Here is a 25,204-nt window from a genome sequence, read left to right as displayed (position 1 = left end):
CCGAATATAAAAAGCCCCACCACATGTGTTGTGGCAGGGCCTTGCAATCTGTCCTAAGACAGGCGATCAGTGCCGGTTGTCCAGCCGGTGGTAGAGCTCGGCTGCACGTAGATCGGCCTCAAAACGACGCGGTTCGGTGTTCTCGTCGATGACGGCGAGCTCCACGCCGGCCATCCGGGCGAAGTCCTCCCAGGCCTCGCGACCAACGGTGGTGGTCATGCAGGTATGGTGGGCTGCGCCGGCGCGCAGCCAGCACTCAGCCGAGACCTTGAGCGAGGGCCGGGGCTTCCAGAGGGCGCGTGCCACAGGCAGCTTGGCCAGGGACCCGCCGGGCTCGACCACATCCACCACGTTCATAACCAGGCGGAAGCGTTCGCGTACATCCGCCAGGGAGACGACCACAGCATCAGTGCAGGGGGTGGCCGTGAAGACCAGACGCACCGGGTCCTCCCTGTCGCCGATGGACAGGGGGTGGATTTCCAGGCGGGGCCGTCCCTCAGTCAGCAGCGTGGGCGAGACCTCCAGCATGTGGGCGCCCATGATCTCCTCGTGGCCGGGCACGAAGTTGTAGGAGTAGTCCTCCATGAGCGAGCAACCGCCCTTGAGACCGTAGCCCATGACGTTGCCGATCCGGATCAGAACCGAGGTCTTCCAGTCGCCCTCTGCCGAGAATCCGTACCCGTCGGCCATCAACCGCTGGGCCCCCACGCCGGGCAGCTGACGCAGGCCTCCCAGATCCTGGAAGTTGTCCACGGCGGCGGTGGCGCCCACCTCTTCCATCATGGCCCGCATGCCGAGCTCTTCGCGTGCGGCCACCACCAGGGAGTCGTACCGGGAGTCCAGAAGTTCGGGAGCCACCTCATAGCTGCGCTTGTAGTCATCGATCAGATCCTTGACCTGGTCGTCGGTGACGGCGTTCACATGGTCCACCAGCTCGTTGACCGGCCAGGTGTTGACGGAGACGCCGAAGACCCTCTCAGCCTCGGTCTTGTCGCCCTCGGTGACGGCGACGTCGCGCATGTTGTCGCCCCAGCGGCAGACCTTCATGTTGTTGGCGGCATCCCAGCCTGCGCATGCACGCGCCCAGACGCCGATCTTGTCGGCAACCTCGGGGTCGGTGTAGTGGCCGACCACAATCTTGCGCGGGATTCCCAGCCTGGTCAGGATGTAGCCGAACTCACGATCGCCATGGGCCGACTGGTTCAGATTCATGAAGTCCATGTCGATGGTGTCCCATGGGATCTCCACATGGTGCTGCGTGTTCAGCTGCAGCAGCGGCTTGCGCAGCTTCTCCAGACCCCTGATCCACATCTTGGCCGGGCTGAAGGTGTGCATCCAGGCCACCACCCCGATGCAGGCCGGGTTCGACGAGGCATCGACCATGAAGTTCAGGATGGAATCCGAATCCTTCAGCGTGGGCTTCAGAACCAGCTTGACCGGGATCCGACCCGAATCATTGAGGGACTTGGCGATGTCCGCAGCCTGGACGCCCACCTGGCGCAGGGTCTCCTCGCCGTAGAGGTCCTGCGAACCAACGGCGAACCAGAGTTCCTTGCCCTCGAAGGGATTTTTCATGCTCATACTTCTTGCTCCTTTGCTTATGTTCCAGCTCAGTGCTGGCCGTAGACGTGCTGGTACCGGTCGTTGAGCTTGGCTATGTCGGCCGGATCGATGGGCTTGGGCGTGCCGATCTGCTCAGCTGCCCAGACCGTGTGGGCCACCTCCTCGGTCATGGCAGCCGCCTTGACCGCTGCCTCGGCATCGGCTCCCACGGTGAAGGGCCCATGGTTGCGCATGAGCACGGCCGGGCAGCCGGGGTGATCCTTGAGGGTGTCGACCACGCCCTTGCCGATGGCCTCGGAGCCAATCAGCTCAAAGGGACCCACCGGCACGGGGCCGCCGAACTCGTCGCCCATCATGGTCAACACGCAGGGAATGTCCCTGCCGGTGGCCGCCCAGGCGGTGGCATAGGTGGAATGGGTGTGGACCACGCCATAGACATCGGGCATATGCCGGTAGATATAAGCATGGGATAGCGTATCCGAGGAGGGAGCCTCAGCGCCGTCAACCACATTGCCGTCCAGATCGGTGACCACCATGGATCCCGGGGTCAGATGCTCATAGCGCACCCCCGAGGGCTTGATGACCATCAAATCAGCAGAGCGCAAACGCTGCGAGACGTTGCCCGCCGTCCAAACCACCAGATTCCATCTGGTCAGCTGCGCATGCAAGGTGGCCACCTGCTCACGCACCAGTTTCACCTCGTCGCGCACCTCGGGTGAATAATCAGCCAAGGACACCATCAGTAACTCCTTTTCCCGGCCCGATCACACTGATCCAGCCGCTTGACGTTTTCAGCTCCCCGCCTTATCCCTGCAGGGGAATGGTCTTCACAGCCGCCTGCTCGATTGGCAGGCCCTTGGTGAAGCGGTCGAAGAAGGTTCTGAAGCCCTTCACATCAGCCGGGTCCGGCTGCTCCGTTGTGGACTGGACACCTGCAAAGACATTGGCATCCAGGTAATCAGCCAGGGTCTGGTCGGCATGACCCAGGTAGTCGGCAAGGACGGCCATGCCCCAGGCGCCCCCCTCCACAGCGGTGGACATGACCTTGATGGGCGCATTGAAGGCGGCTGCCAGGATCCGCTGGGCCACCTTGGGGGTTGCGAAGATGCCACCGTGGCCGACCATGGTATCCACCTGGACATGCTCCTGGCGGGTCATCACATCCATGCCGATGGTGACCGGCGAGAAGGCAGAGAAGAGTTGGGCGCGCATGAAGTTGGCCAGGGTCATCCGTCCTTCGGGGCCGCGGGCAAAGACGGGTCGGCCCTCCTCCAGGCCAGCCAGGAACTCCCCGGAATAGAAGCAGTAGTTGATCAGCCCGCCTGCATCCTTGTCTCCAAGGAGCGCTTGGTTGAACAGGGTGGCGTAGAGCGCATCCCCCTTGAGGTCCAGACCGGCAGCCTTGGCGAAGTCCCCGAACAGCCCCACCCAGGCGTTCAGGTCCGAGGTGAAGTTGTTGGCATGACTCATGCCGGCCGGGTCCCCAGCCGGTGTGGTGACCGGATCCACCTCGGGATGGAAGTCGCGCAGTGGATGCTCCAAAACCACCATGGCGAAGATGGATGTGCCCGCAGACACGTTGCCGGTGCGGGGACGAACCGCGTTGGTCGCCACCATACCGGTTCCCGCGTCGCCCTCGGGCGGGGCCATGGGCACGCCGGGCTGCAGCTGACCACTGGGATCGAGCAGGGCGGCCCCTTCTGCGGTCAGTGCCCCAGCATCACTGCCGGCGGTCAACGGCTCAGGCAGCAGGTCGTGGATGTCCCAGGGCTGGTCCTGAACCTGGGGCAGTCGGGAGAAGATGTCCAGCAGGCCCCGGTCGAACTCCTTGCGAGCGGAGTCGATGGGGAACATGCCCGAGGCGTCGCCGATGCCGATGACCTTGCGGCCGGAGAGCCTCCAGTGCATGTAGCCTGCCAGGGTGGTGATGTAGGCCACCTTGGGCACATGCTCTTCTCCGTTCAGAATGGCCTGGTAGAGGTGGGCGATGGACCAGCGCTCGGGAATATTGATCTTGAAGGCCTGCGACAGCTCCTCGTGGGCCTGACGGGTGTTGGTGTTGCGCCAGGTGCGGAAGGGCACCAGCAGCTGGCCATCCTTGTCGAAGGCCAGGTAGCCGTGCATCATGGCCGAAATCCCCATGGCGCCAATCTTGGTCAGCGTCACCCCGTACTGACGACGGACGTCCTCGGCCAGGGCCGCATAGGCCGCCTGCAGACCCTGATGGATCTGGTCCATGGAGTAGGTCCATAGGCCGTCCTCCAGCCGGTTCTCCCACTCGACGTCCCCGGTGGCCAGCGTCCGGTAGTCGTGGTCAATCAGTACGGCCTTGATGCGGGTGGAGCCGAATTCGATGCCCAGACTGGTCGCACCCTCCTTCAGTTCGCTTACGATGACGCCTTGCTCGCCAACAACCATGTCCGCTCCTTTGCCTTATATGTTAACGCTCACATAGTATGGTTCCAATTGTATCTGAGACCAGAGCATCAGGCAAGCCAGCGGGTGCTGGCCAACAGCGGTCAGAGGCGCTTGACGGCGTAGCCCAGGGACCGACGCTGAATCACATCCGCCTGAATCAGTCCCACACCGTGATGGCTGACCGGGAAGTCCACCGGCTGCCCCTGGTGAAGCAGGGCCAGGACCTGCCGCATGGTGGCCACCCCCAGATCCTCAAAGCGGGGACGAACCGTGGCCAGTGGCGGGAACATGTTGTCTACCGTGGGAACGTCGTCGAAGCCCACCAGACTGATATCGCTGGGAATGCGGATACCGTGCTCCTGCAGGGATCGGGCCACGCCCACAGCCTGGTTGTCGTTGGCGGTAACCACGGCCGAAGGCAGGGAGGTGCCACTCATGCCCCGTTGATCGATCAGGTGGTTCATCAGCGTGTAGGACTCCCCCGCCTCCCAACTGCGGGCGTGGACCACGGCCGTTCGTATGCGGCAGCGGGCGCAGGCAACCTTCCAGGAGGCCAGTCTCGTGGCGGCATCCCGCCACTGTGCAGGGCCGGCCATATAGAGCACCCGCCTATGGCCCCGGGAGACCAGCAGCCGGGCCAGTCGTTGCACGGCGCCCCACTGGTCGATTCCGGTCAGGGCAATTCTGCCGTCGCCCCGCCGGCGGCTCAGGGCCTCTTCGACGCTGGTGATGCCATGCGTAGAGGTGACGATGACCCGGGGCTGGCTCACCTCCACCTGACAGGCGGCCTGGAACATGGTATCGGTGGGCGTCAGAAAGATGAAAGCGTCCACGTTCTGCTCCAGGAAGGTGCCGCAGAGCTCCTGAAATTCGGCAAGCGTGCAGGTGGATTCGTCCACCATCATGACCGACATAAACAGTCCATGGGAACGGGCCACGGTCTCGATGGCCGTAATCGATGAGACAGGCCCGAAGAGACTGACACCGCCAGCCACCAGTCCTATGGTCCTGCTGCGACTGGATGCAAGGGCCCGCGCAGAGTTACTGGGTCGGTAACCCAGCTTCCTGATGGCCTGCTGGACCTTGATCCGGGTGGCCGGAGAAACGTCCTTGGAATTGTTGATGACCCTGGACACAGTCTGATGGGAGACCCCGGCCAGCCGGGCAACCTCGAACATTGAGGGGCGCTTGGACCGTGACCTGCCCCCGCTGCCTGCGGGCATGTGACCTTCTTCCGATAGCCGTGTCGACCGTTCCGATATTAGCCCCTCCCGGGACCGGACGAGGGCAAATGCCAGCTGACCCGGTGCAGATAGCTGGGCCCCAGACGACGTATGGCCTCCAGGTGTGCGGGCGACCCATAGCCCTTGTTGTGCTCCCACTGGTATGGGGCAAAGGCGGTATCGGAGGCGGCCAGCCGGACCATAAGCTGGTCACGGGTGACCTTGGCGATGACCGCTGCACAGGCCACACTGGCACAGTGGGCGTCGCCCTTGACCTGGGTGGACACCTTGGGTAGAACCGGGAGGTCGGGGGCGTCAAAGCTATCAGCGGCCGGTGTGATGTAGTCATTGGGGCCGTCAAGGATGGCAGCCAGACGGCGGTCAGGTCCCAGATCCATCCCATGCTCCAAATCGGCCAGCGCACGCAGGGCGGCGATGCCCAGGGCGTGGACGATGCCCCACTGATCGATCTCATGGTTGGAGCAGGCACCCACTGCCCAGCCGGCAGCCCAGTCCTCCAGGTCGCGATACATGGCCAGCCGGCGCGCAGGGGTCAGCATCTTGGAATCCGCCACCCCGTCAGGGACCTTTAAATGGGACAGGTCAGCGGATCGGACCGCCACCACGCCAACCATGGCCGGACCTGCCAGGGCTCCGCGGCCGACCTCATCCAGGCCCAGCACGTACTCAGCTCCCCGGTCAGCCAAGGCGGCCTCGGTGGCCAAGGTCGGCAGAATCCGCCTCACAGCCGATTCAGTCCTTCGTCGGCTCGGGCACGGAATCGAAGACCTTGTGCTGGTTGTTGAGCAGCTTCCAGCTGCCCACCGGGTAATAGGTCAGCAACGCGGTGCCCTTGATGTTGTCCATGGGGACCAGGCCATTGTGGCCGTCGTCCTTGTGCAGGCGGGAATCGGCGGAATTGGAACGGTTGTCACCCATGACGAAGACGTAACCAGGGTCCACCTTGACATTGAAGGCAAAGGAGCTAGGCTCCACTCCTGGGCGCAGGTAGGAGCTCTCGTCCAGGGCGACACCGTTCACGGTGACCGGGGCGCCATGTCCCTTGCAGGCCACTGTGTCGCCGGGCATGCCAATCAGACGCTTGACCAGGTGACTGCCACGGAAGCTGGGCCCGGACTCTTCACCTAGCCAGTTGGCAGGGTCGGTGAAGACCACCACATCCCCTCGGCGGGGGGTCACTATGGATCTGGTCAGCCGGTGAGTGGTCAGGATTCTGTCCCCGATGCCAAGGGTATTCTCCATGGAGCCGGAGGGAATGACGTAAATGCTGAACAAAAATATGCGCAGGACGGCGACGACGGCCAAGAGGGCAACCAGCTCGAACAGAAACTCGGGCAGGAAACCGCGTTCACCCAGCCGCGGGTGGCTGCCCTTGGTGGAACCGCGCCCACCGGGGCGGTCCAAGGCATGACGGGGCGGCACCGGGGCTGAGGTGGCCTGTCTGCCGTCCGGGTACCAGCGTCCCGACGAGGTCGCTCCCTCATCCCGAAAGGCCATATCCACTCCTTGTCATCCGCCGGAACCTTCACGCAAACAGGTTCCGCATGCCTCATAGCGTACACACCCAAGCATGGAAAAACCCGGGAGAATTGCATCCCGGGTGTTAGCGGCCAGGCCTGGGCTGGGTCGCTCTGGTCGAAACCTACTTGTTGGACTCGGCCTTGTTGTCACGACGCTCGACAATGCGGGCGGCCTTGCCGTGCAGACCACGCAGGTAGTAGAGCTTGGCGCGGCGGACACGGCCGTGGCGCAGCACCTTGATGGAGTCAATCTGCGGGGAGTGCAGAGGGAAGCGACGCTCGACACCCACACCGAAGCTGACCTTGCGCACCAGGATGGTCTCACGCACACCAGAACCCTGACGGGCGATCACCACGCCAGTGAAAGCCTGGATACGGGAGTTGTTGCCCTCAGTGATGTTGACGTTGACCTCGACGGTATCGCCGGGGCGGAAGTCGGGGATCTGCTCCGCAGGCTTCATGTGGCTGGCGTCAAATTCCTGAATCGCGTTCATACTGTTCCTCCATGGCCGCCGCACATCGACCCATGACATGGACCGCAACCACCAAAGGAGGCGATCCTGGACGGAACCCGACGGTCTGCCGTCGGGGGTGCCGATCCGCCGGAGCATCCGGCTGGACCTGAAAGGAAGGGAGCCCATGCGGCAGCTACCCTTCCGGCAAACAACTGTCCAATAATATACCACGAGCCGGACCTGCAAGGGCCCGGCCGGACATCAGCGGCGGTGGGCCCTGTAGAAGGCGATCAGGGATTTGGTGGACTGGTCCTGCTCGGCCAGCGCCTGGTCATCCCGGGAGATGGCCGGGGTGATTTCGCGGGCCAGCTTCTTACCCAGCTCAACACCCCACTGGTCAAAGGAATCAATGCCCCAGACCGTGCCCTCGGTCAGCGTGATGTGCTCATAGAGGGCGATCAGCTCGCCCAGGGCGGCCGGGGTCAGCGCATCACCGAAGATGGAAGTGGTGGGCCGGTTGCCGGTGAAGACCCGGGCAGGGACGATGGCCTCCGGAGTGCCCTCGGCTCGGACCTCGTCGGCGGTCTTACCGAAGGCCAATGCCTTGGTCTGCGCCAGGAAGTTGGCCAGGAAGAGCTCGTGCACGTCCTGGTCGCCGTCCTTGGCCGGGTTGGGAGTGTTGGCGAAGGCGATGAAGTCGGCAGGGATCAGACGGGTGCCCTGGTGGATCAGCTGGTAGAAGGCGTGCTGGCCGTTGGTGCCGGGCTCCCCCCAGAAGATTTCGCCGGTCAGACTGGTTACCGGGGTGCCATCCCAGCGCACGGACTTGCCGTTGGACTCCATGGTCAGCTGCTGCAGGTAGGCCGGGAAGCGGTGCAGATACTGGTCATAGGGCAGCACGGCGTGCGAGTGGGCGCCGAAGAAGTTGACATACCAGACGTTGAGCAGACCCATCAGGGCCACCACGTTCCGGTCCAGAGGGGTGTCGCGGAAGTAGCGGTCGACGGTGTTGAAGCCCTTGAGGAACTCCTCGAAGCGCTCGGGCCCGATGGTGATGGCCAGGGAGGTACCTACGGCGGAATCCACCGAGTACCGGCCGCCGACCCAGTTCCAGAAGCCGAAGACGTTGTCAGGATCGATGCCGAAGTCGCGCACCTTGTCCAGGGCGGTCGAGACGGCGATGAAGTGCCGACGGATGGCCTCGGCCGACAGGTCCTCGCCATCCTTGGACAGCAGTCCACGCTCCCCCAGGCTCTTCAGGAGCCAGGCGCGGGCCTGGCGGGCATTGGTCAGTGTCTCCAGGGTGGTGAAGGTCTTGGAGACGATGATGAAGAGCGTGGTCTCCGGATCCAGATCGCGCGTCTTCTCGGCCAGATCGTTGGGGTCGATGTTGGAGATGTAGCGGGCGCTGATGCCGGCATCCGCATAAGGCTTGAGAGCCTCATAGGCCATGACCGGGCCAAGGTCGGAGCCGCCGATGCCGATGTTGACCACGGTGGTGATCCGCTTGCCGGTCAGACCGGTCCAGCTGCCCGAGCGAACCTGATCGGCAAAGGCGTAGATGCGCTTGAGTGTGTCGCGGACGTCACCCACCACATCCTGGCCGTCCACCATCAGCCGGCCGCGGTCCTCCTCGGGGCGGCGCAGCGCTGTGTGCAGGACGGCCCTGTCCTCGGTGTTGTTGATGTGCTCGCCGTTGAACATGGCCTCGATCCGCTCCTCGAGGCCGACCTCGCGGCCCAGCTGGGCCAGCAGGGACAGGGTCTCGGGCTGAATCAGGTTCTTGGACAGGTCAATATAGAGATCACCCAGCTCGAAGCTGAGCTTTTCGGTGCGCTGGGGGTCCTTGGCGAACCATGCGCGCAGATCGATCCCCTGGCGCTGCATGTCGTCGAAGTGCTGGTGCAAGGCCGCCCAGGCCTTGGTGCTGGTAGCGTCCACTGGAGGATTGATGGCCATGGTTGTTCGGGTCCTTTCATGAGGTGATGCCCGGTCTGACGAGCACCCGGTTCTGTACCCCAAACTACTCACAAAAGCAGACAGAAGACAACAAAATCGGTCAATCTTCTTAGCCGATCCGGATTGCTCTCAGAGTATGTCGTCACAGCCGTACTGGGCCAGCTTGGCCACCATGTCCTTGACTTCCTGACTGCGGGCCCGGGGGGCCACCAGGAGCGCGTCGGGAGTGTCGACGACGATCATGTCATCCACACCGAGAAGGGCGACCGTGCGTTCGGAGCCTGGCACGACCATGTCTCCAGCGGAATCCAGATACATGACCCGGTCGGCATCCCCAAGAATCTTGATGTTGCGCCTGTTGGAGGACGGCAGCAGACCCGCCACTGAATTGAAGTCGCCGATGTCATCCCAATCGAAACCCCCGGGAACAACCGCCACGCCGCCGGCCGCCGATAGGGGCTCGGCTACGGCATAGTCAAAGGCGATCTTCTCGATGCCCGGCCAGTGCTCCTCCATAGCCTGGCTGCGGGCCTGCCCGCCCTGGTCCCAGACCTGGGCGATGGCCATGACCGCGGCGTGGAGCTCAGGCTTGTAACGACGCAGGCAGTCCAGGAGCACCTGGGCTTGCATGACGAACATGCCGGCGTTCCATCGGTACTCCCCTGTGGACAGGTAGGCCTGGGCTGTAGAGGCATCCGGCTTCTCGACGAATTCGCTGACCAGGCGGGCATCCGGGGCCCCGGGAATGCGATCGGCCAGGGAGGGACCCTGGTGGATGTAGCCGAAGGCGGTGGAGGGACGAGAGGCGGCGATGCCGATGGTGGTCACATAACCGGCTCGGGCCGCTGCCACTGCCTGCCCTACTGAGGCCGCGAACGCTTTGTCGTCCCGGATAACGTGGTCGGCGGCGAAGGAGCCCACGATGATTTCTCCGCCGTGCCGCTGGGCCAGCACGGCAGTCGCCAGGGCTATAGCCGCCGTGGAATCGCGGGGAACAGGCTCAGCGAAGAGCGCATCCTCAGCCAGATCCGGAAGCTGCTGGCGCACCTGGTCCACATGCCGCTGGCCAGTGGAGACGACCACATGATCGGCCCCGCAGATGCCAGCCAGCCGGTCAAAAGTACCCTGGATCATGGTTCTGCCTGACCCCAACAGATCATAGAGAAACTTGGGCCGGTCCTGACGGCTCAATGGCCAGAGCCGGGTACCCACGCCACCGGCCGGAATGACGGCATAGAAATCATTGAGATCCATGCCTCCATTGTGTCAAGAAGCTTGTACACCCTTAGCCCGAAACCCAAAGCGTTTTTATCGCGCGCATCCAGTATGATGTAGCATGTTGTCTTCTTCCGGCAGGTCCGGACGGGAGGCGAAGGCCACTTTAGCTCAGTTGGCAGAGCGTCTCACTCGTAATGAGAAGGTCGACAGTTCGATTCTGTCAAGTGGCTCTTCCACCAACTGCCCTTTCAACGGCAGGGTATGTCGTACGCGCGAGTGGCGTAATGGTAGCCGCGCAGGATTTAGGTTCCTGTGTCTTCGGACGTGTGGGTTCGAGTCCCATCTCGCGCACCGGGATTAAGAACAGGGCCTGCAAGAACTGGCCCTGCCTTATACTTCCGCTGTCAGTGTCGACTTTCCTGCCTGTTCCTCAGGCAGGCCACGAAGCCGACCAGGCCAAGGGCCATCAGCAGCAGAATCCTGAGCACCGAAAGCGGCCATCCGCCGGTCAAAGGCAAAGCCGAGTTGGAAGGACGGAACTCCAACTCATGCGACACCGAAGCCGACTGATTCCCGCCCTGGAACCTGCCCTGCGCGTCAGCACCCTCAGCATCATCGGAATGCACCTGAGCGGTAAACTCACCCTGGTTGATTCCCTCGGGAGGAACCGCCTGCCATGAACCATTGTCTCCAACGACAACATCCGTGCCGCTACCGCCGGGCCAGGTTATATGGACCAGGGTGCCCTTGGTCTCGGGAACCTTCGTATCCCCGTCCACATACTTATAGGCTTTCCCTGCCACCTGGAAGACGTCATACCGCTCCAAGGCCAAAGTAGTCGGCGTCATGTCGACCTTCCGCTCAAGGGAGGCCGGGTCCGAGCGGATGTTCATCGGGTTGATCATCTCAACCTGGAAGGCGTACGTCTGCGTCTCGTCACCGCCTGTGTAGCCTGTGAACTTATCTGCTGGGATATTCAGCGACCAGGACCAGGTGGATGCCGTTGTCTTGTTCAGGCCCAGCGTGAGACCTGTCGCGGAATCTTCAGCGGAAGAAACAGTGCCGACAGCCGCATCCCTCTGGAAGGTGTTGGCCGGAGTGGTCAGCAAAGGCGTCCAATCCGACGCGGTCTTCTGCTTTATCGAAACGACCATCCTCGAATCAGCCATCCCTAGACCCCCCGAAGACCAGGCTGTATATATAGGAGACACTTCGCCCTTGAGCACAACGACCGAATCCGCCGGCAGGCTCCCGTTTACCGTATGAGGCACCGTAACTGAGAACTTGCTTGTATCCGGCACGTTCTCGCCCGAGACGAAATAAGCCGTGGCAATATTCAAGAAGAACGAGGTCAGGCCGAACCCGGAGATAGACTCAGTTACCCAGGCATGATAGCGCCTGTAGCCACTGTACTTGTTGCCAGGATCCGGCGACGAATACAGCTTGTTCGTGTCCTGTATGCGCCAGGAACCCCCCCCCCCTGTTTGCTGCTAGTGTCGACCTCGCAGGCAGCCTCGCCCAGCCTGAATCCCCACGTATCCGAGCTTTTCAACAGGTCATCGCCATTTGCACCCTGCCCCTCCACAATGGGATTGCTGGGATCCTCGCCGTAGAGAGTAACCTTGTTGGGACGCGCAGCATCCTTGGAAGGCGTGCACTCACCACTGACCACCGGATCAAGCTTGGTCGTATACACGCTACCCGAAGCATCCAAACCAGCATCAGCATCGTTCTCAATCTTCGTGATGGTCGGATCATTGGGACGAGGCACATCATACTTATAAAAGGCACTGTTGATTGTCCAACCCGCAGAGAGATTCGTATCCCTCTGCACGGCGGACATGCTATCATCAATTCCCACAAGACCAGCGCTCTTGGGGTTGTACACTTCAGGGCTGACGGTACAAGCGCTGCCGTCCCGATTCGTAGTAACAGGCCAGGTGACCATCTTGAAATAACCATCAAGATCCTGCTTCTCCTTGGCCTCCTTGAAATCAATCCCGCCATCAGCCTTCTGAGCAGGCATGAGATTGCCATCCTTATCAGTGGCAAAAAGCACGTTGGGGTTGTTAAGATACCTCGGGTCCTTTGGGCTCACGTTGAAAGCCGAATACCTGCTGACTTGGGCTGCCTTGCTAGTCGTGGTAGTTGCCGAATTGGGAGACGGCTGCTGGCCTGTCACCAGGATCGGCTCAGGGGTCAGCTCATTGACAGGCACCCAATCGCTATCCTTCAGAGCCACCCACTGGTAATAATACGAATTGGTCTCAGAACATATGCCATCAGGATTATCAATTTGTACTGCCACGCGGATTCAGCCAGTACACGGAGAAAGACCGTGCCGGGGCTGTGCCCGGAGCAGTGGCATTGATTAGCCCAGTAGTGGAAGTGTTCCTATATTCAGGAAAACCATAATCCGTCACCATGCCCCAATTAGCCTGATTGTTTTGATAGAGATTTGGGTTGGCATCCCAACCGACCCAAGAATACGGGCCGCTGCACTTCATATCTGCTTTGCTGTCCAAGCAGTAACCCATATACACTTTCATCTGTTTGTCCTTGGACAGGCTTGCCGTGATATTTGAATATCTATCTTGAGCCTGTAAATCACTCATGGAAGCCGGATCAAAATTTGTGCAGTTATTGGTAGTCCAGGACCACGAAGAACTACCGCAAGACAGGGCCTTATTCTGGTCACCAACGATGGCAAAGACATTCAAGGGCTCAGGGTGACCACCAACCGCAAATTTTGCAGGATCAGAAGAGGAATCCGCAATATTCATGTCACCCTCAATGGATATAGTCAGGTAGTCATACAAACCAGAATTGATTATCTTATGAACGGTGAAGAACTCATCCTGATTCCTTGCCCAGGCTAAGGCCCCATCATAAGCGTAAGCATTTTTATTGCTGTCTACGTAATCATCTGGAGTTTAGTGTTCATATACCGTACCCGTCTGTAATAGTCAGGATTGTCAGAACCAACAAATTGATATATGAAGGATAGATTGCATTGTGACGGATTTTTGGTGTCAGTCCCACCAACACCGACGCAATCCGGCTTAAATTCATTGTGCTTTACGCGCAGGATGAAGTCCATGCGCAGCTCATCCTGGTAGGCATCGATCCTGTCGTTGAAGGCCATCATCCTATAGAGCTTCGGTTTCCTGCTGGCCGTTTCGTCCTGTTCATCAATGGCATTGGCGTGATTAGCCGAAAGGGCGCTGAGCCCAAGCGGAACAACCATGACCAACGTCGCCAGAAGGGTTACCAGAACGGCGATGATCTGACGGCTGACATGCTGCGGACCCTTGACGCCCCGTTCTTGCAATCGCTTCAATACAATACCCCCAAATCAAGATACAATTATCCTTTAGAGCAGCTCTACTTTGCTTTTAATTTGTCCCCAACTGTTTTGACTCTATCATAGAGATAAAAAAATAGCATCTTCGCTTTTTCCTTACACGATTTACGAACACTGAAATTGCAAGCATTATCTGGGGTTTATATAGCCTGTTTCACGACAGGTATTTCGCGACCGGTATTTCGTGAACGTTTACAGTCTTCATCCGGCTGATCTGCGTTGGGGGTGGAGGCCACTTTAGTTCAGTTGGCAGAGCGTCTCACTCATTAACAATTCGATCCTGTCAAACGGCTCTTCCATCAACTACCCTTCAGACGTCCGAGCTCAAATCCCGTCTCGCGTATAGGAAACACAAGCAGGGCCCGCCCTCATCTCCCAAATTTTCTGGGGGTGAGCACAGGCCCTGCCTTATGCCGCCAAAATCAGTATCGAATCTCCTGCCTATTCCTTAGACAGGCGACAAAGCCAGCCAGACCAAGTGTCAGCATCAACAGGATTTTGAGCACGGAAAGCGGCCATCCTCCAGCGAAAGGCAGGGCAGAATTTGATGGCCGGAACTCCAGCGAGTGAGACACCGAAGCCGACTGGTTCCCGCCCTGGAAGTTGCCACTTTGAGGATCACTGCTTTCAGCATCATCGGAGGCAACCTGAGCGGTGAATTTTCCCTGATTGATGCCCTCAGGCGGAACCACCTGCCATGAACCCTGGTCCCCCACAACGACATCCGTGCCGCTATTGCCGGGCCAGGTTATATGGACCAGAGTGCCCTTGGTCTCAGGAACCCTAATGTTCCCATTGACATACTTATAAGCCTTGCCCGCCACTTGGAAGACGTCATACCGCTCCAAGGCCAACGTAGTCGGCGTCATATCGACCTTCCGATCGATGGACTCCGGATCCGAAGTGACATTCAGAGGGTTGACCATCCTGACCTGGAAGGTATAGGTCTGCGTCTCGTCGCTGCCGTCATAACCGGCGAACCTGCCGGTAGGGATATTCAACGACCAGGACCAGGTGGAAGCCGCCGTCTTGGTCAAGGCCAGCGTGAGACCCGTCGCGGAATCCGTGGCGGAAGACGTGGTGCCGACCGCCGCATCCCTCTGGAAGGTGTTGACCGGAGTGGTCAGCAAGGGTGTCCAATCCGAGGCGGTGTTCTGCTTCATGGAAATGGACATCTTGGAATCAATCATTCCCAGCCCTCCCGAGGACCAAGCTGTATATATAGGTGAAACAGTCCCTTTGAAGGTGACGACCGAGTTTGCCGGTAGAATACCGTTTTTCGTATGGGGCACTGTGACAGAAAGCTTGCCATCCGGAGCATTCTCGTTGGAGACGAAATAGGCTGTTCCTATGTTCGAGAAGAAGGAGGTTAAGCCGAACCCGGAAGCGGACTCAGTCACCCAGGCGTGATAGCGCCTGTAGCCGTTGTATTTGTTGCCTGGGTCCGGCGACGGATATTGCTTATTTGTGTCCTGTATCTGCCAGGACCCTCCCTGTTTGCTCTTGGGATCGACCTTACAGACAGCATCCCCCAGCTTGAACCCCCAAGAGTCCGAGCTTTTGACCAGATCGTCGCTGCTCTTGCTCTGCTCCTCCTTGAAAGGATTGCCGGTATCCTCTCCGAATAGAGTAACCGTGTTGGGATGCATATCGTCTTTGGAGGGAGTGCACTCACCGCTGACCACCGGATCAAGCTTGCCGGTATAGACGCTTCCTGAGGCATTCAAGGAACCGTCAGTATCATTCTGGATGTTGGTGATCGTCGGATCATCAGGACGAGGCACATCATACTTATAGAATGCAGTATCGATAACCCATCCTGCGTCCAAATTCGTATTTTTCTGAGCTGCAGGCATGTCGTCTGTTATCCCAACAAGACCATCCTGTTGCGGGTCGTATATTTTAGTGGTGACTTCAGGAGTGCTTGCCGTCGGCTTGCACTGGGTGCCATCGCTATTAGTGGTGACTGGCCAAGTAACTAATTTGAAATAACCATCGAGCTGCTGATACTCTTGAGCTTTCTTGAAGTCGATTGAACCGTCACGCAACTGGGCGGGCATGAGGTTCCCATTCTTATCAGTTGCATACAATTCGTTCGAATTGCCCGGACTTGTCTGCAGATTGTACGCAGTGTTGTCATTGACCTGATATTGAAGACCCCAGGAACTGGTCAAGCCATTCACGGCTGGCTTCTGACCTGTTACTAGCACCGGTTTAGGCGTCAGCGCATCTACAGGCACCCATTGGCTATTCTTCTGCGCCACCCATTGGTAGTAATAGGAGTTGGTCGTGGAACATATTCCACCAGCGCTGTTATTTCCACGCAAATTGAACCAGTATACAAAGAAGGATTTGGGGGGTGCCACTCCTGGAACCGGCTTATCTCCTATAGGGAATCCATAATCCGTTACCATGCCCCAATTGGCCTGGTGACTGCCATAAAGAGGGGGATTACCGTCCCAGCCAACCCAAGAACCGGGTCCGCTGCACTTAGGATGGGGACTATCACCTAGGCAGTTGCCCATATACAGCTTGATGCCCCTGCCCTGGTCTGCAGTGATATTTGCAACCCTGTCTTGGACGTTACTGCTGATAGTGCTGGGATCGAAGGTGCAGTCATTCGTAGTGTAGTCCCATGGAGAAGTCCATGGAGAACTTCCACACGACAGCGTATTGTTTTGCTGACCAACAATTGCGTAGACGTTCAAAGGTTCCGGATAACCGCCGGTGACATAATATTTCGGATCCTTGGAAGTATCCATATAGGACAAATCACCCTCTATGGATACAGCGAGGAAGTCATATAAACCAGAGTTGATTACTTTATGAACCGTAAAGAACTCGGCCTCGTTTTCCGCCCATTGCTCAGCACCGCCAGTAGGGTCGTTAGGGTTTGTCGAAATAGTATTCAGATACCGTATCCTGCGATAGTGAGACGGATTTTGCGCTCCTTCAAACTGATATGCGAAAGACAAATTGCACTTTACTGAATCATAAGGAGAAGTATCACGCATCGGTACGCATTGCGGATTGAAATCGTTATGTCTCACGCGCAGGATAAAATCCATCCGCAGCTCATCCTGGTATGAATCAATCTTGTCATTGTAGGCCAACATCTTATAGAGCAGAGGCTTCCTGCTAGCCGTCTGGCCTTGCCCATCAATGGCATTGGCCTGACTGGCCGAAAAAGCGCTCAGCCCTAGCGGAACAACCATGGCCAGGGTCGCCAGAAGAGTAATCAAAACAGCGACTATAGGGCGATCCACATGCCGTAGACCCTTATTGCCCCTTTCATGCAATCGGTTCAACGCGCTACCCCCCCACACCACTATGCGACCATCTCCAGAATCAGATGGACTGCACCCTTGATTTGACCCCAGTGCAGGCCACGAAACCCTAGAGCACAAGTACTGCATCTTCACTTATGGCATCTTCTTTTTCCCTTTACATGCTTTAAGAGTACCGAGACTGAAAGCGTGATCTGGGATTCAGACAAGGGTGTTTCGCGACCGTCCAGAGTCTTGACTAATCACAGTCTGCATTGGGGATGGGTCGGTTGGACAACGGCAGAACCCCCTCCCCACCCATCCTCTCAATTTCATGAGGTGGGGGCGGATCCTGTCTTATGCCGCGAGGGTCAGTGCCGGCTTTCCTGCTTGTTCCTCAGGCAGGCCACGAAGCCGACCAGGCCAAGGGCCATCAACAGCAGAATCCTGAGCACCGAAAGCGGCCATCCGCCGGTCAAAGGCAAAGCCGAATTGGAAGGACGGAACTCCAACTCATGCGACACCGAAGCCGACTGATTCCCGCCCTGGAACCGGCCCTGCGCGTCAGCACCCTCAGCATCATCGGAAAGCACCTGAGCAGAGAACTCACCCTGGTTGATGCCCTCAGGAGGAACCGCCTGCCACGAACCCTGATCCCCCACAACAACATCCATGCCGCTATTGCCGGGCCAGGTCACATGCACCACAGTCCCCTTGGTCTCAGGAACTTTCCTGTCCCCGTCCACATATTTGTAGGCTTTGCCCGCCACTTGGAAGACGTCATACCGCTCCAAAGTCAACGCCGTGGGCGTCATGTCGACCTTCCGCTCAATTGATGCTGGGCCCGAGCGGACGTTCATCGGGTTGATCATCTCTACCTGGAAGGTATAGGTCTGCGTCTCGTCGCTGCCGTCATAACCGGCGAACCTATCAGCAGGTATGTTCAGCGTCCAGGACCAGGTGGAAGCCCCCGTCTTGGTCAAGGCCAGCGTAAGGCCCGTCGCGGAATCCGTGACGGAAGACGCAGTGCCAACCGCCGCATCCCGCTGGAAAGTGTTGGCCGGGGTGGTCAGCAAGGCCGTCCAATCCGAGGCAGCATTCTGCTTCATGGAAACAGCCATCCTGGAATCGGTCATCCCCAGCTTCCCCGACGACCAGGCCGTATACACAGGAGATGCCACACCCTTGAACGTGACCACCGAACCCGTCGGCAGGCTCCCATTGACCGTATGGGGCACAGTGACCGAGAACCTGGTCGCATCCGGGACATTCTCCCCCGAGACGAAATAGGCTGTTCCTATGTTCGAGAAGTACGAGGTCAGACCGAACCCTGACGCGGACTCGATCTCCCAGGCGTGATAACGCCTGTAGCCGTTGTACTTGTTGCCCGGATCCGGCGACGGATACAGCTTATTGGTGTCCTGAATTCGCCAGGACCCTCCCTGCTTACTGCCAGTGTCGGCCTCACAAGTAGCCTCGCCCAACCTGAACCCCCACGTGTCCGAGCTTTTCAACAGGTCATCGCCATTTGTGCCCTGCCCGTCCGCAATCGGATTGTTGGGATCCTCGCCATACAGAACAACCGTATTAGGATGCTTCTCATCCTTGGAAGGCGTGCACTCACCACTGATTATCGGGTCAAGCTTCGACGTATACACGCTCCCAGAAGCATCCAAGCCGGCATCCGCATCATTCTCGATCTTCGTGATCGTCGGATCATCGGGACGCGGCACATTATACTTATAAAAAGCAGTATCAATCGTCCAACCCGCAGAGAGATTCGTATCCTTTTGCGCGGCGGACATGTTGTCGTCAATCCCCACAAGACCAGCGCTCTTGGGGCTGTACACCTCAGGGCTGACGGCTGTACATTCCGTGCCATCAGAATTCCTGGTGTCAGGCCAGGTCACCAGCTTGAAATAGCCGTCAAGATCCTGCTTCTCCTTGGCCTCCTTGAAATCAATCCCGCCATCAGCCTTCTGAGCAGGCATAGGATTGCCATCCTTATCAGTCGCAAAAAGCACGTTGGTGGTATTCGCATACTTTGGGTCGGTCGGATTGACGTTATAAGCGCCATTGGTATTGACCATGCCCTGCAGTCCGTAGGTGGTAGTCAAAGTGTTGGGACTCGGCTGCTGGCCTGTCACCAGGACCGGCTCAGGAGTCAGTTCCTTAACAGGCACCCACTGGCTGTCCTTAAGAGCCACCCACTGATAGTAATAGGAACTGGTCTCAGAACATATGCCATTGGTTTTGTTGCCTGGACCACGCAAGTTCATCCAATACACAAAGAAAGACCGTGCCGGAGCCGTGCCCGGGGCTGTGGCATTTATATTTCCAACCGTACCATCGCTATAAGCCGGAAAACCATAATCGGTCACCATACCCCAATTAGCCTGATGGTTTCGATAGAGATATGGGTTGCTGTCCCACCCAACCCAGGAATATGGGCCGCTGCATTGCAGGTCGTCTCCTCCGCTACCCAAGCAGTCACCCATATACACTTTCATCTGTTTATCCTTCGATAAACTCGCGGTGATATTTGAATATCTATCCTGAGCCTGTAAATCACTCATGGAGGCTGGATCGAAAGTTGAGCAGGTTTCGGTACCCCATGCCCACGAAGAACTACCGCAAGACAGGGCGGTATTCTGATCACCAACGATAGCAAAGACATTCAAGGGCTCAGGGTGACCACCTGCCACGAACTTTGCGGGATCTTTAGACTTATCCGCAATGTTCATGTCGCCTTCGATGGATATGGTCAAGTAGTCGTATAAACCCGAATTGATTACCTTATGAACAGTAAAGCGCTGCAGATGATTATCAGCCCACGCTGTAGCTCCATCATATGCATACCCAGTTTTGTTATTTTCAAGATAATCATCTGGAGTTATAGTGTTTATATACTTTACACGATGATAATCTGCAGGGTTATCAGAACCAACATACTGATATACAAAAGATAAATTGCAATTTGACTTACCACCGGTGTCTGCCTTACCAAGGTCGACGCAATCCGGCTTGAACTCGTTGTGTTTCACGCGCAGGATGAAGTCCATGCGCAGCTCATCCTGATAGGTATCGATCCTGTCGTTGAAGGCCATCATTCTATAGAGCAGAGGCTTCCTGCTCGCCGTCTCGTCCTGTCCATCAACGGCATTGGCCTGACTGGCCGACAGAGCACTCAGCCCTAGCGGGACAACCATGGCCAGAGTCGCCAGAAGGGTTACCAAAACGGCGATGATCGAACGGTTCATGCGCAGCGATCCCTTATTGTTCCGTTCTTGCAATCGCTTCAATACGAAACCCCCAAATCCCGATGGAATCATCTGCTAGAACAGATCAGCTTTGTTTTAAGTTGTCCCCAATACCGCCGACTGTATCATAGAGATAAAAAAATCGCACCTTCGCGTTTCCTCGCATACTTCAAGTGCTAACGGTACTCAGAGCATGATCGTCGATGCTTCACGACCGTTCACCGTACGGAATCTATAAGGATTTATCAGCCTCTAATATGACCGTCGCCCAGCACCCAGCTGACGAGAATCGGCATGATGGCCGCCAGGGCCTTGCCCCTGTGCGAAATGGTATTCTTTTCATCCGAGGTCATTTCCGCCGAGGTCAACGGCTGCAGGTCGCTGGCGCGCCGAGGCTGATCGCGTGGCACGAAGATCGGATCGTAGCCGAACCCGTTTTCTCCTCGTGCTTGACGGATAATGCTACCGGGCATCTCGCCGATCCTGGTCACCTGAGACTCCCGGACGGCGTACCCCGGCACATCAGGAACGACCAGGGCGGCAGCACAGACAAACCGCCCTCCCCTGTGATCGTCGGGAATGTCCTTCAACTGGTTCAGCAAGAGCTCCAAGTTCGCTTGATCGTCGCCATGGCGGCCACTCCACCTTGCTGAAAGAATCCCCGGGGCGGCACCCATTACATCAACGACCAGCCCCGAGTCGTCCGCCAACGCAGGTAGACCGGACTCACGAGCAGCCTGCCCAGCCTTAAGAAGGGCGTTCTCCTGAAAAGTGGTGCCGGTCTCTACCGGATCGGACAGGCCCAGCTGCCCCGCCGAAACCAGCTCTATTCTCTGCCCTTCATCGGCCAGAAAACCGTCGAGTATGCGACGAAGCTCACCTAGTTTGCCTTCGTTGTGCGTGGCCACAACCACTTTTCTGGCCTGCCCCATACTGATCCTCCCCGCTGAAATGCCTACCCCGGATGTCAGTCAGATGCCAGAGCCTTGCGCTGAGCAGCCTGAAGCTCCTTGTTTCCCTTGGACGCCAGGTCCAGCAAGAGGCCAAGCTCCTGACGGCTGAAGGGGCGATGCTCCGCCGTTCCCTGTATCTCGATGAAATCGCCGGAGCCGGTCATTGACACGTTCATATCGGTCATGGCCCGACTGTCCTCCAGATAGGGAAGGTCAAGCATGGGCTTGCCATCAATGATGCCCACCGAGACGGCCGAGACGCAATCCTTGGTCACCTTGTCGGCGCTACGGATGTGATGGTGGTCCTGGGCCCATCTGAGGGCATCGACCATGGCCACATAGGCGCCGGTGACTGAGGCTGTACGGGTGCCGCCGTCGGCCTGAAGCACGTCGCAGTCAAGCTGGATCTGATTCTCACCCAAGGCCTTCATATCCACCACACCACGCAGGCAACGGCCTATCAGGCGGCTGATCTCCTGGGTGCGGCCACCGACCTTTCCCCGGACCGATTCACGTGCAGTCCGGTCGCTGGTGGCCCTGGGAAGCATGGCGTACTCGGCCGTGACCCAGCCCAGTCCGGAATCCTTACGCCAACGGGGCAGCGTCGGCGTGAAAGAAGCCGTGCACATGACCCTGGTCTTGCCGCACTCGATCAGCACCGATCCTTCGGGAGCCTCCGTCCAATGCCTAGTGATGACGACCGGCCGCAACTCATCAGCCGCCCTGCCGTCAGGCCGCAGCACGGCACCCTCCTGGAGCATGTCCTTGATAGCAACCATCAGTGATGATCCTTTCCTGTTCCGCCCAGGCTCCCCTGGTCTGGTCCCTATTATTATTATTCCGTCTGCCGTCTACCGATCAATGGTCAGCGGTGTCTTGGCCGGCAGGATGCGATCGATCAGGAAAATGACCAGCGACAAGGCGAAGAAGACGACCAGGTACTCAGCCAAGTTGACTATCAGCTGGGCCCATCCTAAGCGTCCGAGGTCCAAGAAGGCATAGGGGTAGGGATTACCGCCCGGCTGCGGTCCAGAATGAGGCCAGATGGCAGCCCTGATCAGTACAAAAGCTACGTAGAGGGGGAAATAGATCAGCCAGGTCAGCACGTTGTGCCAGTGGAAACGACGATGAGGGTCGAACAAGAGGAAGTCCACCGATGCCAGGATAGGGCTGATGACGTGGATCATCCATGTGGTCCGGATGCCCAGGACCAGCTTGTAGTCCGTGCTGTTCAGCCCCAGAACCAGGATGGCCACCAGCCCGGTGATGACGATGTAGAGCGTCAGGCAGCCTTTGAGCCAGGCGGGAGGCTGGATGCCCTTGAGCAAGGTGGCCGCTCCGGCCCAGAGCATGACCAGGCCTAGGGCGATATTGGTCTGGAAGGTAAAATAGACCCACTTGTTGCCGATCCCCAGCAGCCAGGCCTCGTAGGTGCCGCCCAGGCAGAAAAAGGCGATCAGCAATCGGTAGATGCCCACGACGAATCTCATGCGGACCAGCTTAGCCCGACCTTGGGAGGGCAGGGCGAGCCAAGTGGTCAGAGGATTAGACTGGGTGCCAACCAAGGGCTTTTCCACCCACAAAGGGGAAGATATGAACGCTGAAAACAATAGTAAGGACACCGGAACCTCTACGGCTCTGATGACCGATATGTACGAATACACCATGCTGGATGCCGCCCTGCAGGACGGTACGGCCGGACGCCAATCCGTCTTCGAGGTCTACACCCGACACCTGCCTACAGGACGCCGCTACGGAGTGGTAGCAGGCACCGGACGGATTCTGGATACCTTGGCGGATTTCCACCCCAGCGAGGAGGAGCTGCGCTTCCTGTCCGACCGCCACATCGTTAGCCAGACCACCATCGACTGGCTGGAGCACTTCCACTTCACCGGAACCATCCGCGGCTATCGGGAGGGCGAGATATTCTTCCCCGACTCCCCCATTCTGCAGGTCGAAGGCAGTTTCGGCGAGTGCACCCTCCTGGAGACCCTGATCCTTTCCATACTCAACTATGACTCGGCTGTGGCCTCGGCCGCCTCCCGCATGGTCACCGCAGCCAAGGGCCGGCCCTGTATGGATATGGGTGCGCGCCGTGCCAACGAATATGCAGCCGTGGCAGCGGCCAGAGCGGCCATAGTCGGCGGATTCCAGGGGACATCAAACCTGCTGGCAGCCAAGCGATACGGCTTTAAGGCCATCGGAACCGCAGCCCACTCATTCACCCTCCTTCACGACAATGAACGTGAGGCCTTCCAAGGACAGATTCAGGCCCTAGGCAAGGGGACCACCCTGCTGACCGACACCTACTCCATCGAGGAGGCTGTCAGGACAGCCGTCGAGGTTGCCGGACCCGAGCTGGGCGGGGTTCGTATCGACTCCGGAGACCTGGGATCGCTGGCACAGCAGGTCCGCGCCCAGCTGGACTCCCTGGGAGCCACCAAGGCCACAATCACCGTCACCAACGATCTGGACGAGTACGCCATCGCCTCCCTGCAGGATGCCCCGGTGGACTCCTACGGGGTGGGCACCATGCTGGTCACCGGTTCGGGGGCGCCTACCTGCGCCATGGTCTACAAGCTGACCGAGCGCGAGAACTCCAAGGGGGACATGGAGGCTGTAGCCAAGAAGTCGGTGGGCAAGGCCTCGGTACCGGGACGCAAGCTGGCCTACCGCTCCTACCACAACGGGGTGGCCGATGCCGAGCACGTCATCTCGGGCGCCGAACAGGCGCTGGCGGCCTATACGCCTGAGCAGGACTGGCGGGATCTGCTGGTCACCTACGTGGATCATGGCCAGAGCAGGCCGGAGTTCCAGGGCGGGCAGGCCGTCCTGGATGCCCGGGAGCACCGGGCCAAGGCCCTTGAGGAGATGCCCATCAACGCCCTGAGCCTGATGAAGGGCGAGCCGGTCCTACCTACTTTGGTCAGGAGCATCTGATGAGCCCGCAGTCCGAAACCTATCAGCCCGACCCGAACCGATACGATTCCACAGCCTACCGGCGCTGCGGTGACAGCGGCCTGAAACTGCCACCCATCTGCCTGGGCTGCTGGCACAACTTCGGCGACACAACGCCCCTGGACCGTATGCAGGAGCTGTGCACGACGGCCTTCGACCACGGCATCACCCACTTCGATCTGGCCGACAACTACGGACCCGGACCAGGCGCCGCCGAGCGCAACATGGGAATCATCCTGCGGCGGTGCTTCAGCCACCACCGACAGGAGCTGGTCATCTCCACCAAGGCCGGTTATGAAATGTGGCCTGGCCCTTATGGGGACTTCGGCTCACGCAAGCATCTGCTGTCCGGACTGGACCAGAGTCTGAAACGGCTGGGACTTGACTATGTGGACATCTTCTACCACCACCGCCCTGACCCGGACACGCCTCTTGAAGAAACCATGGGCGCCCTGGCCCAGGCGGTCACCAGCGGCAAGGCCCTCTACCTGGGACTGTCCAACTACGACGGGCCGACCATGGCACGGGCCTCGGCCATCCTGACCGAGATGCACGTCCCCTTCGTCATCAATCAGAACCGCTATTCGATCTTCGACAGAACCATAGAGGACAACGGTCTCAAACAGGCAGTAATGAAAGAGAAAAAGGGACTGATCACCTTTAGCCCGCTGGCCCAGGGACTGCTGACCGACCGCTACCTGCACGGGATTCCCGAAGACAGCCGGATTCGGGCCGACGGCCGCTTCCTCAAGGAGTCCGCCCTGACCCCACAGCTGCTGAAGCAGATTCAGGACCTGAACGAGCTGGCCGGCCAACGCGGCCAGAGTCTGGCAGAGATGGCCCTGGCCTGGCTGCTCAGGGACCCGGCTGTCACCTCGGTGCTCATCGGCGCCTCCAAGCCCGAGCAGATCCTGGACAATCTCAAGGCCGTTCAGTCGGCCGACTTCAGCCAGGAGGAGCTGGAGACAATCGACCGAATCGCCTTGGGCAGATAGTCCTGAGGCAATCTGGGCCGCTCAGCAGCGC

At 58.8% G+C, this 25,204-nt stretch carries 20 protein-coding genes and 2 tRNA genes; 4 read left to right on the top strand and 18 right to left on the bottom strand.

Annotation, left to right across the window (positions count from 1 at the left end):
• Positions 1-66: 66 nt before the first annotated feature.
• The 9 genes from araA to ACNAOV_RS01630 all read right to left on the bottom strand — a co-directional run bounded on the left by araA (position 67) and on the right by ACNAOV_RS01630 (position 10,413).
• Positions 67-1,581: an L-arabinose isomerase gene (gene araA / locus ACNAOV_RS01670; RefSeq protein ID WP_416517693.1), complete on the bottom strand. Its 1,515-nt coding sequence runs from the start codon at positions 1,579-1,581 to the stop codon at positions 67-69.
• Positions 1,582-1,610: 29 nt separating this feature from the next.
• On the bottom strand, positions 1,611-2,303 hold the full coding sequence (locus tag ACNAOV_RS01665; RefSeq protein ID WP_029677749.1) for an L-ribulose-5-phosphate 4-epimerase: 693 nt from the start codon (positions 2,301-2,303) through the stop codon (positions 1,611-1,613).
• Between the two features lie 64 nt (positions 2,304-2,367).
• Positions 2,368-3,981 (bottom strand): xylulokinase, encoded by a 1,614-nt coding sequence (locus ACNAOV_RS01660; RefSeq protein WP_416517692.1) that lies wholly within the window; start codon positions 3,979-3,981, stop codon positions 2,368-2,370.
• A 101-nt stretch (positions 3,982-4,082) separates the two neighbouring features.
• On the bottom strand, positions 4,083-5,204 hold the full coding sequence (locus ACNAOV_RS01655; RefSeq protein ID WP_416517691.1) for a LacI family DNA-binding transcriptional regulator: 1,122 nt from the start codon (positions 5,202-5,204) through the stop codon (positions 4,083-4,085).
• Positions 5,205-5,242: 38 nt separating this feature from the next.
• Positions 5,243-5,950 (bottom strand): ribonuclease HII, encoded by a 708-nt coding sequence (locus ACNAOV_RS01650; RefSeq protein ID WP_416517690.1) that lies wholly within the window; start codon positions 5,948-5,950, stop codon positions 5,243-5,245.
• A 7-nt stretch (positions 5,951-5,957) separates the two neighbouring features.
• Positions 5,958-6,722, bottom strand: a complete 765-nt coding sequence (gene lepB / locus ACNAOV_RS01645) for a signal peptidase I (RefSeq protein WP_416517689.1) — start codon at positions 6,720-6,722, stop codon at positions 5,958-5,960.
• A 145-nt stretch (positions 6,723-6,867) separates the two neighbouring features.
• A complete protein-coding gene (gene rplS, locus ACNAOV_RS01640) occupies positions 6,868-7,239 on the bottom strand; it encodes a 50S ribosomal protein L19 (protein WP_024627419.1) in 372 nt (123 codons plus the stop codon).
• A 222-nt stretch (positions 7,240-7,461) separates the two neighbouring features.
• On the bottom strand, positions 7,462-9,159 hold the full coding sequence (gene pgi / locus ACNAOV_RS01635) for a glucose-6-phosphate isomerase (protein WP_416517688.1): 1,698 nt from the start codon (positions 9,157-9,159) through the stop codon (positions 7,462-7,464).
• A 129-nt stretch (positions 9,160-9,288) separates the two neighbouring features.
• Entirely contained in the window at positions 9,289-10,413 is a 1,125-nt protein-coding gene (locus ACNAOV_RS01630; RefSeq protein WP_416517687.1) for a mannose-1-phosphate guanylyltransferase, read from the bottom strand.
• Positions 10,414-10,534: 121 nt separating this feature from the next.
• On the opposite strand from ACNAOV_RS01630, the gene ACNAOV_RS01625 reads away from it, so the two are divergent.
• Positions 10,535-10,607, top strand: a tRNA-Thr gene (locus ACNAOV_RS01625).
• Positions 10,608-10,647: 40 nt separating this feature from the next.
• Positions 10,648-10,728, top strand: a tRNA-Leu gene (locus ACNAOV_RS01620).
• A gap of 53 nt (positions 10,729-10,781) precedes the next feature.
• Here the strand turns inward: ACNAOV_RS01620 and ACNAOV_RS01615 are convergent.
• The 9 genes from ACNAOV_RS01615 to ACNAOV_RS01575 all read right to left on the bottom strand — a co-directional run bounded on the left by ACNAOV_RS01615 (position 10,782) and on the right by ACNAOV_RS01575 (position 22,710).
• Positions 10,782-11,546 (bottom strand): hypothetical protein, encoded by a 765-nt coding sequence (locus ACNAOV_RS01615; RefSeq protein WP_416517686.1) that lies wholly within the window; start codon positions 11,544-11,546, stop codon positions 10,782-10,784.
• A gap of 209 nt (positions 11,547-11,755) precedes the next feature.
• Positions 11,756-12,619: a hypothetical protein gene (locus ACNAOV_RS01610; RefSeq protein WP_416517685.1), complete on the bottom strand. Its 864-nt coding sequence runs from the start codon at positions 12,617-12,619 to the stop codon at positions 11,756-11,758.
• 49 nt (positions 12,620-12,668) lie between these two features.
• On the bottom strand, positions 12,669-13,160 hold the full coding sequence (locus tag ACNAOV_RS01605; protein ID WP_416517684.1) for a hypothetical protein: 492 nt from the start codon (positions 13,158-13,160) through the stop codon (positions 12,669-12,671).
• Positions 13,161-13,291: 131 nt separating this feature from the next.
• Positions 13,292-13,717 carry a hypothetical protein gene (locus ACNAOV_RS01600; RefSeq protein WP_416517683.1) on the bottom strand — a complete coding sequence of 142 codons (426 nt, stop codon included), beginning with the start codon at positions 13,715-13,717 and terminating at the stop codon, positions 13,292-13,294.
• Between the two features lie 446 nt (positions 13,718-14,163).
• Entirely contained in the window at positions 14,164-16,983 is a 2,820-nt protein-coding gene (locus tag ACNAOV_RS01595; RefSeq protein ID WP_416517682.1) for a hypothetical protein, read from the bottom strand.
• 395 nt (positions 16,984-17,378) lie between these two features.
• Positions 17,379-20,339 (bottom strand): hypothetical protein, encoded by a 2,961-nt coding sequence (locus ACNAOV_RS01590; protein WP_416517681.1) that lies wholly within the window; start codon positions 20,337-20,339, stop codon positions 17,379-17,381.
• Positions 20,340-20,512: 173 nt separating this feature from the next.
• Complete coding sequence (gene rdgB, locus ACNAOV_RS01585; protein ID WP_416517680.1) at positions 20,513-21,199, bottom strand: RdgB/HAM1 family non-canonical purine NTP pyrophosphatase; 687 nt, start codon at positions 21,197-21,199, stop codon at positions 20,513-20,515.
• Positions 21,200-21,234: 35 nt separating this feature from the next.
• Complete coding sequence (rph, locus tag ACNAOV_RS01580) at positions 21,235-21,999, bottom strand: ribonuclease PH (RefSeq protein ID WP_110424879.1); 765 nt, start codon at positions 21,997-21,999, stop codon at positions 21,235-21,237.
• A gap of 72 nt (positions 22,000-22,071) precedes the next feature.
• On the bottom strand, positions 22,072-22,710 hold the full coding sequence (locus ACNAOV_RS01575; RefSeq protein WP_416517679.1) for a Pr6Pr family membrane protein: 639 nt from the start codon (positions 22,708-22,710) through the stop codon (positions 22,072-22,074).
• 103 nt (positions 22,711-22,813) lie between these two features.
• On the opposite strand from ACNAOV_RS01575, the gene ACNAOV_RS01570 reads away from it, so the two are divergent.
• Both ACNAOV_RS01570 and ACNAOV_RS01565 read left to right on the top strand, forming a co-directional pair.
• On the top strand, positions 22,814-24,160 hold the full coding sequence (locus tag ACNAOV_RS01570) for a nicotinate phosphoribosyltransferase (RefSeq protein ID WP_416517678.1): 1,347 nt from the start codon (positions 22,814-22,816) through the stop codon (positions 24,158-24,160).
• Entirely contained in the window at positions 24,160-25,173 is a 1,014-nt protein-coding gene (locus ACNAOV_RS01565; RefSeq protein ID WP_416517677.1) for an aldo/keto reductase, read from the top strand. Before ACNAOV_RS01570 ends, ACNAOV_RS01565 begins: the two co-directional genes overlap by 1 nt.
• Positions 25,174-25,204 lie beyond the last annotated feature (31 nt).

The sequence above is a fragment of the Bifidobacterium asteroides genome (genome assembly GCF_048001765.1).
Lineage (GTDB): Bacteria > Actinomycetota > Actinomycetes > Actinomycetales > Bifidobacteriaceae > Bombiscardovia > Bombiscardovia asteroides_K.
Note: the sequence above shows the minus strand (reverse complement) of the source record. Positions and strands in the feature narration are given on the sequence as shown.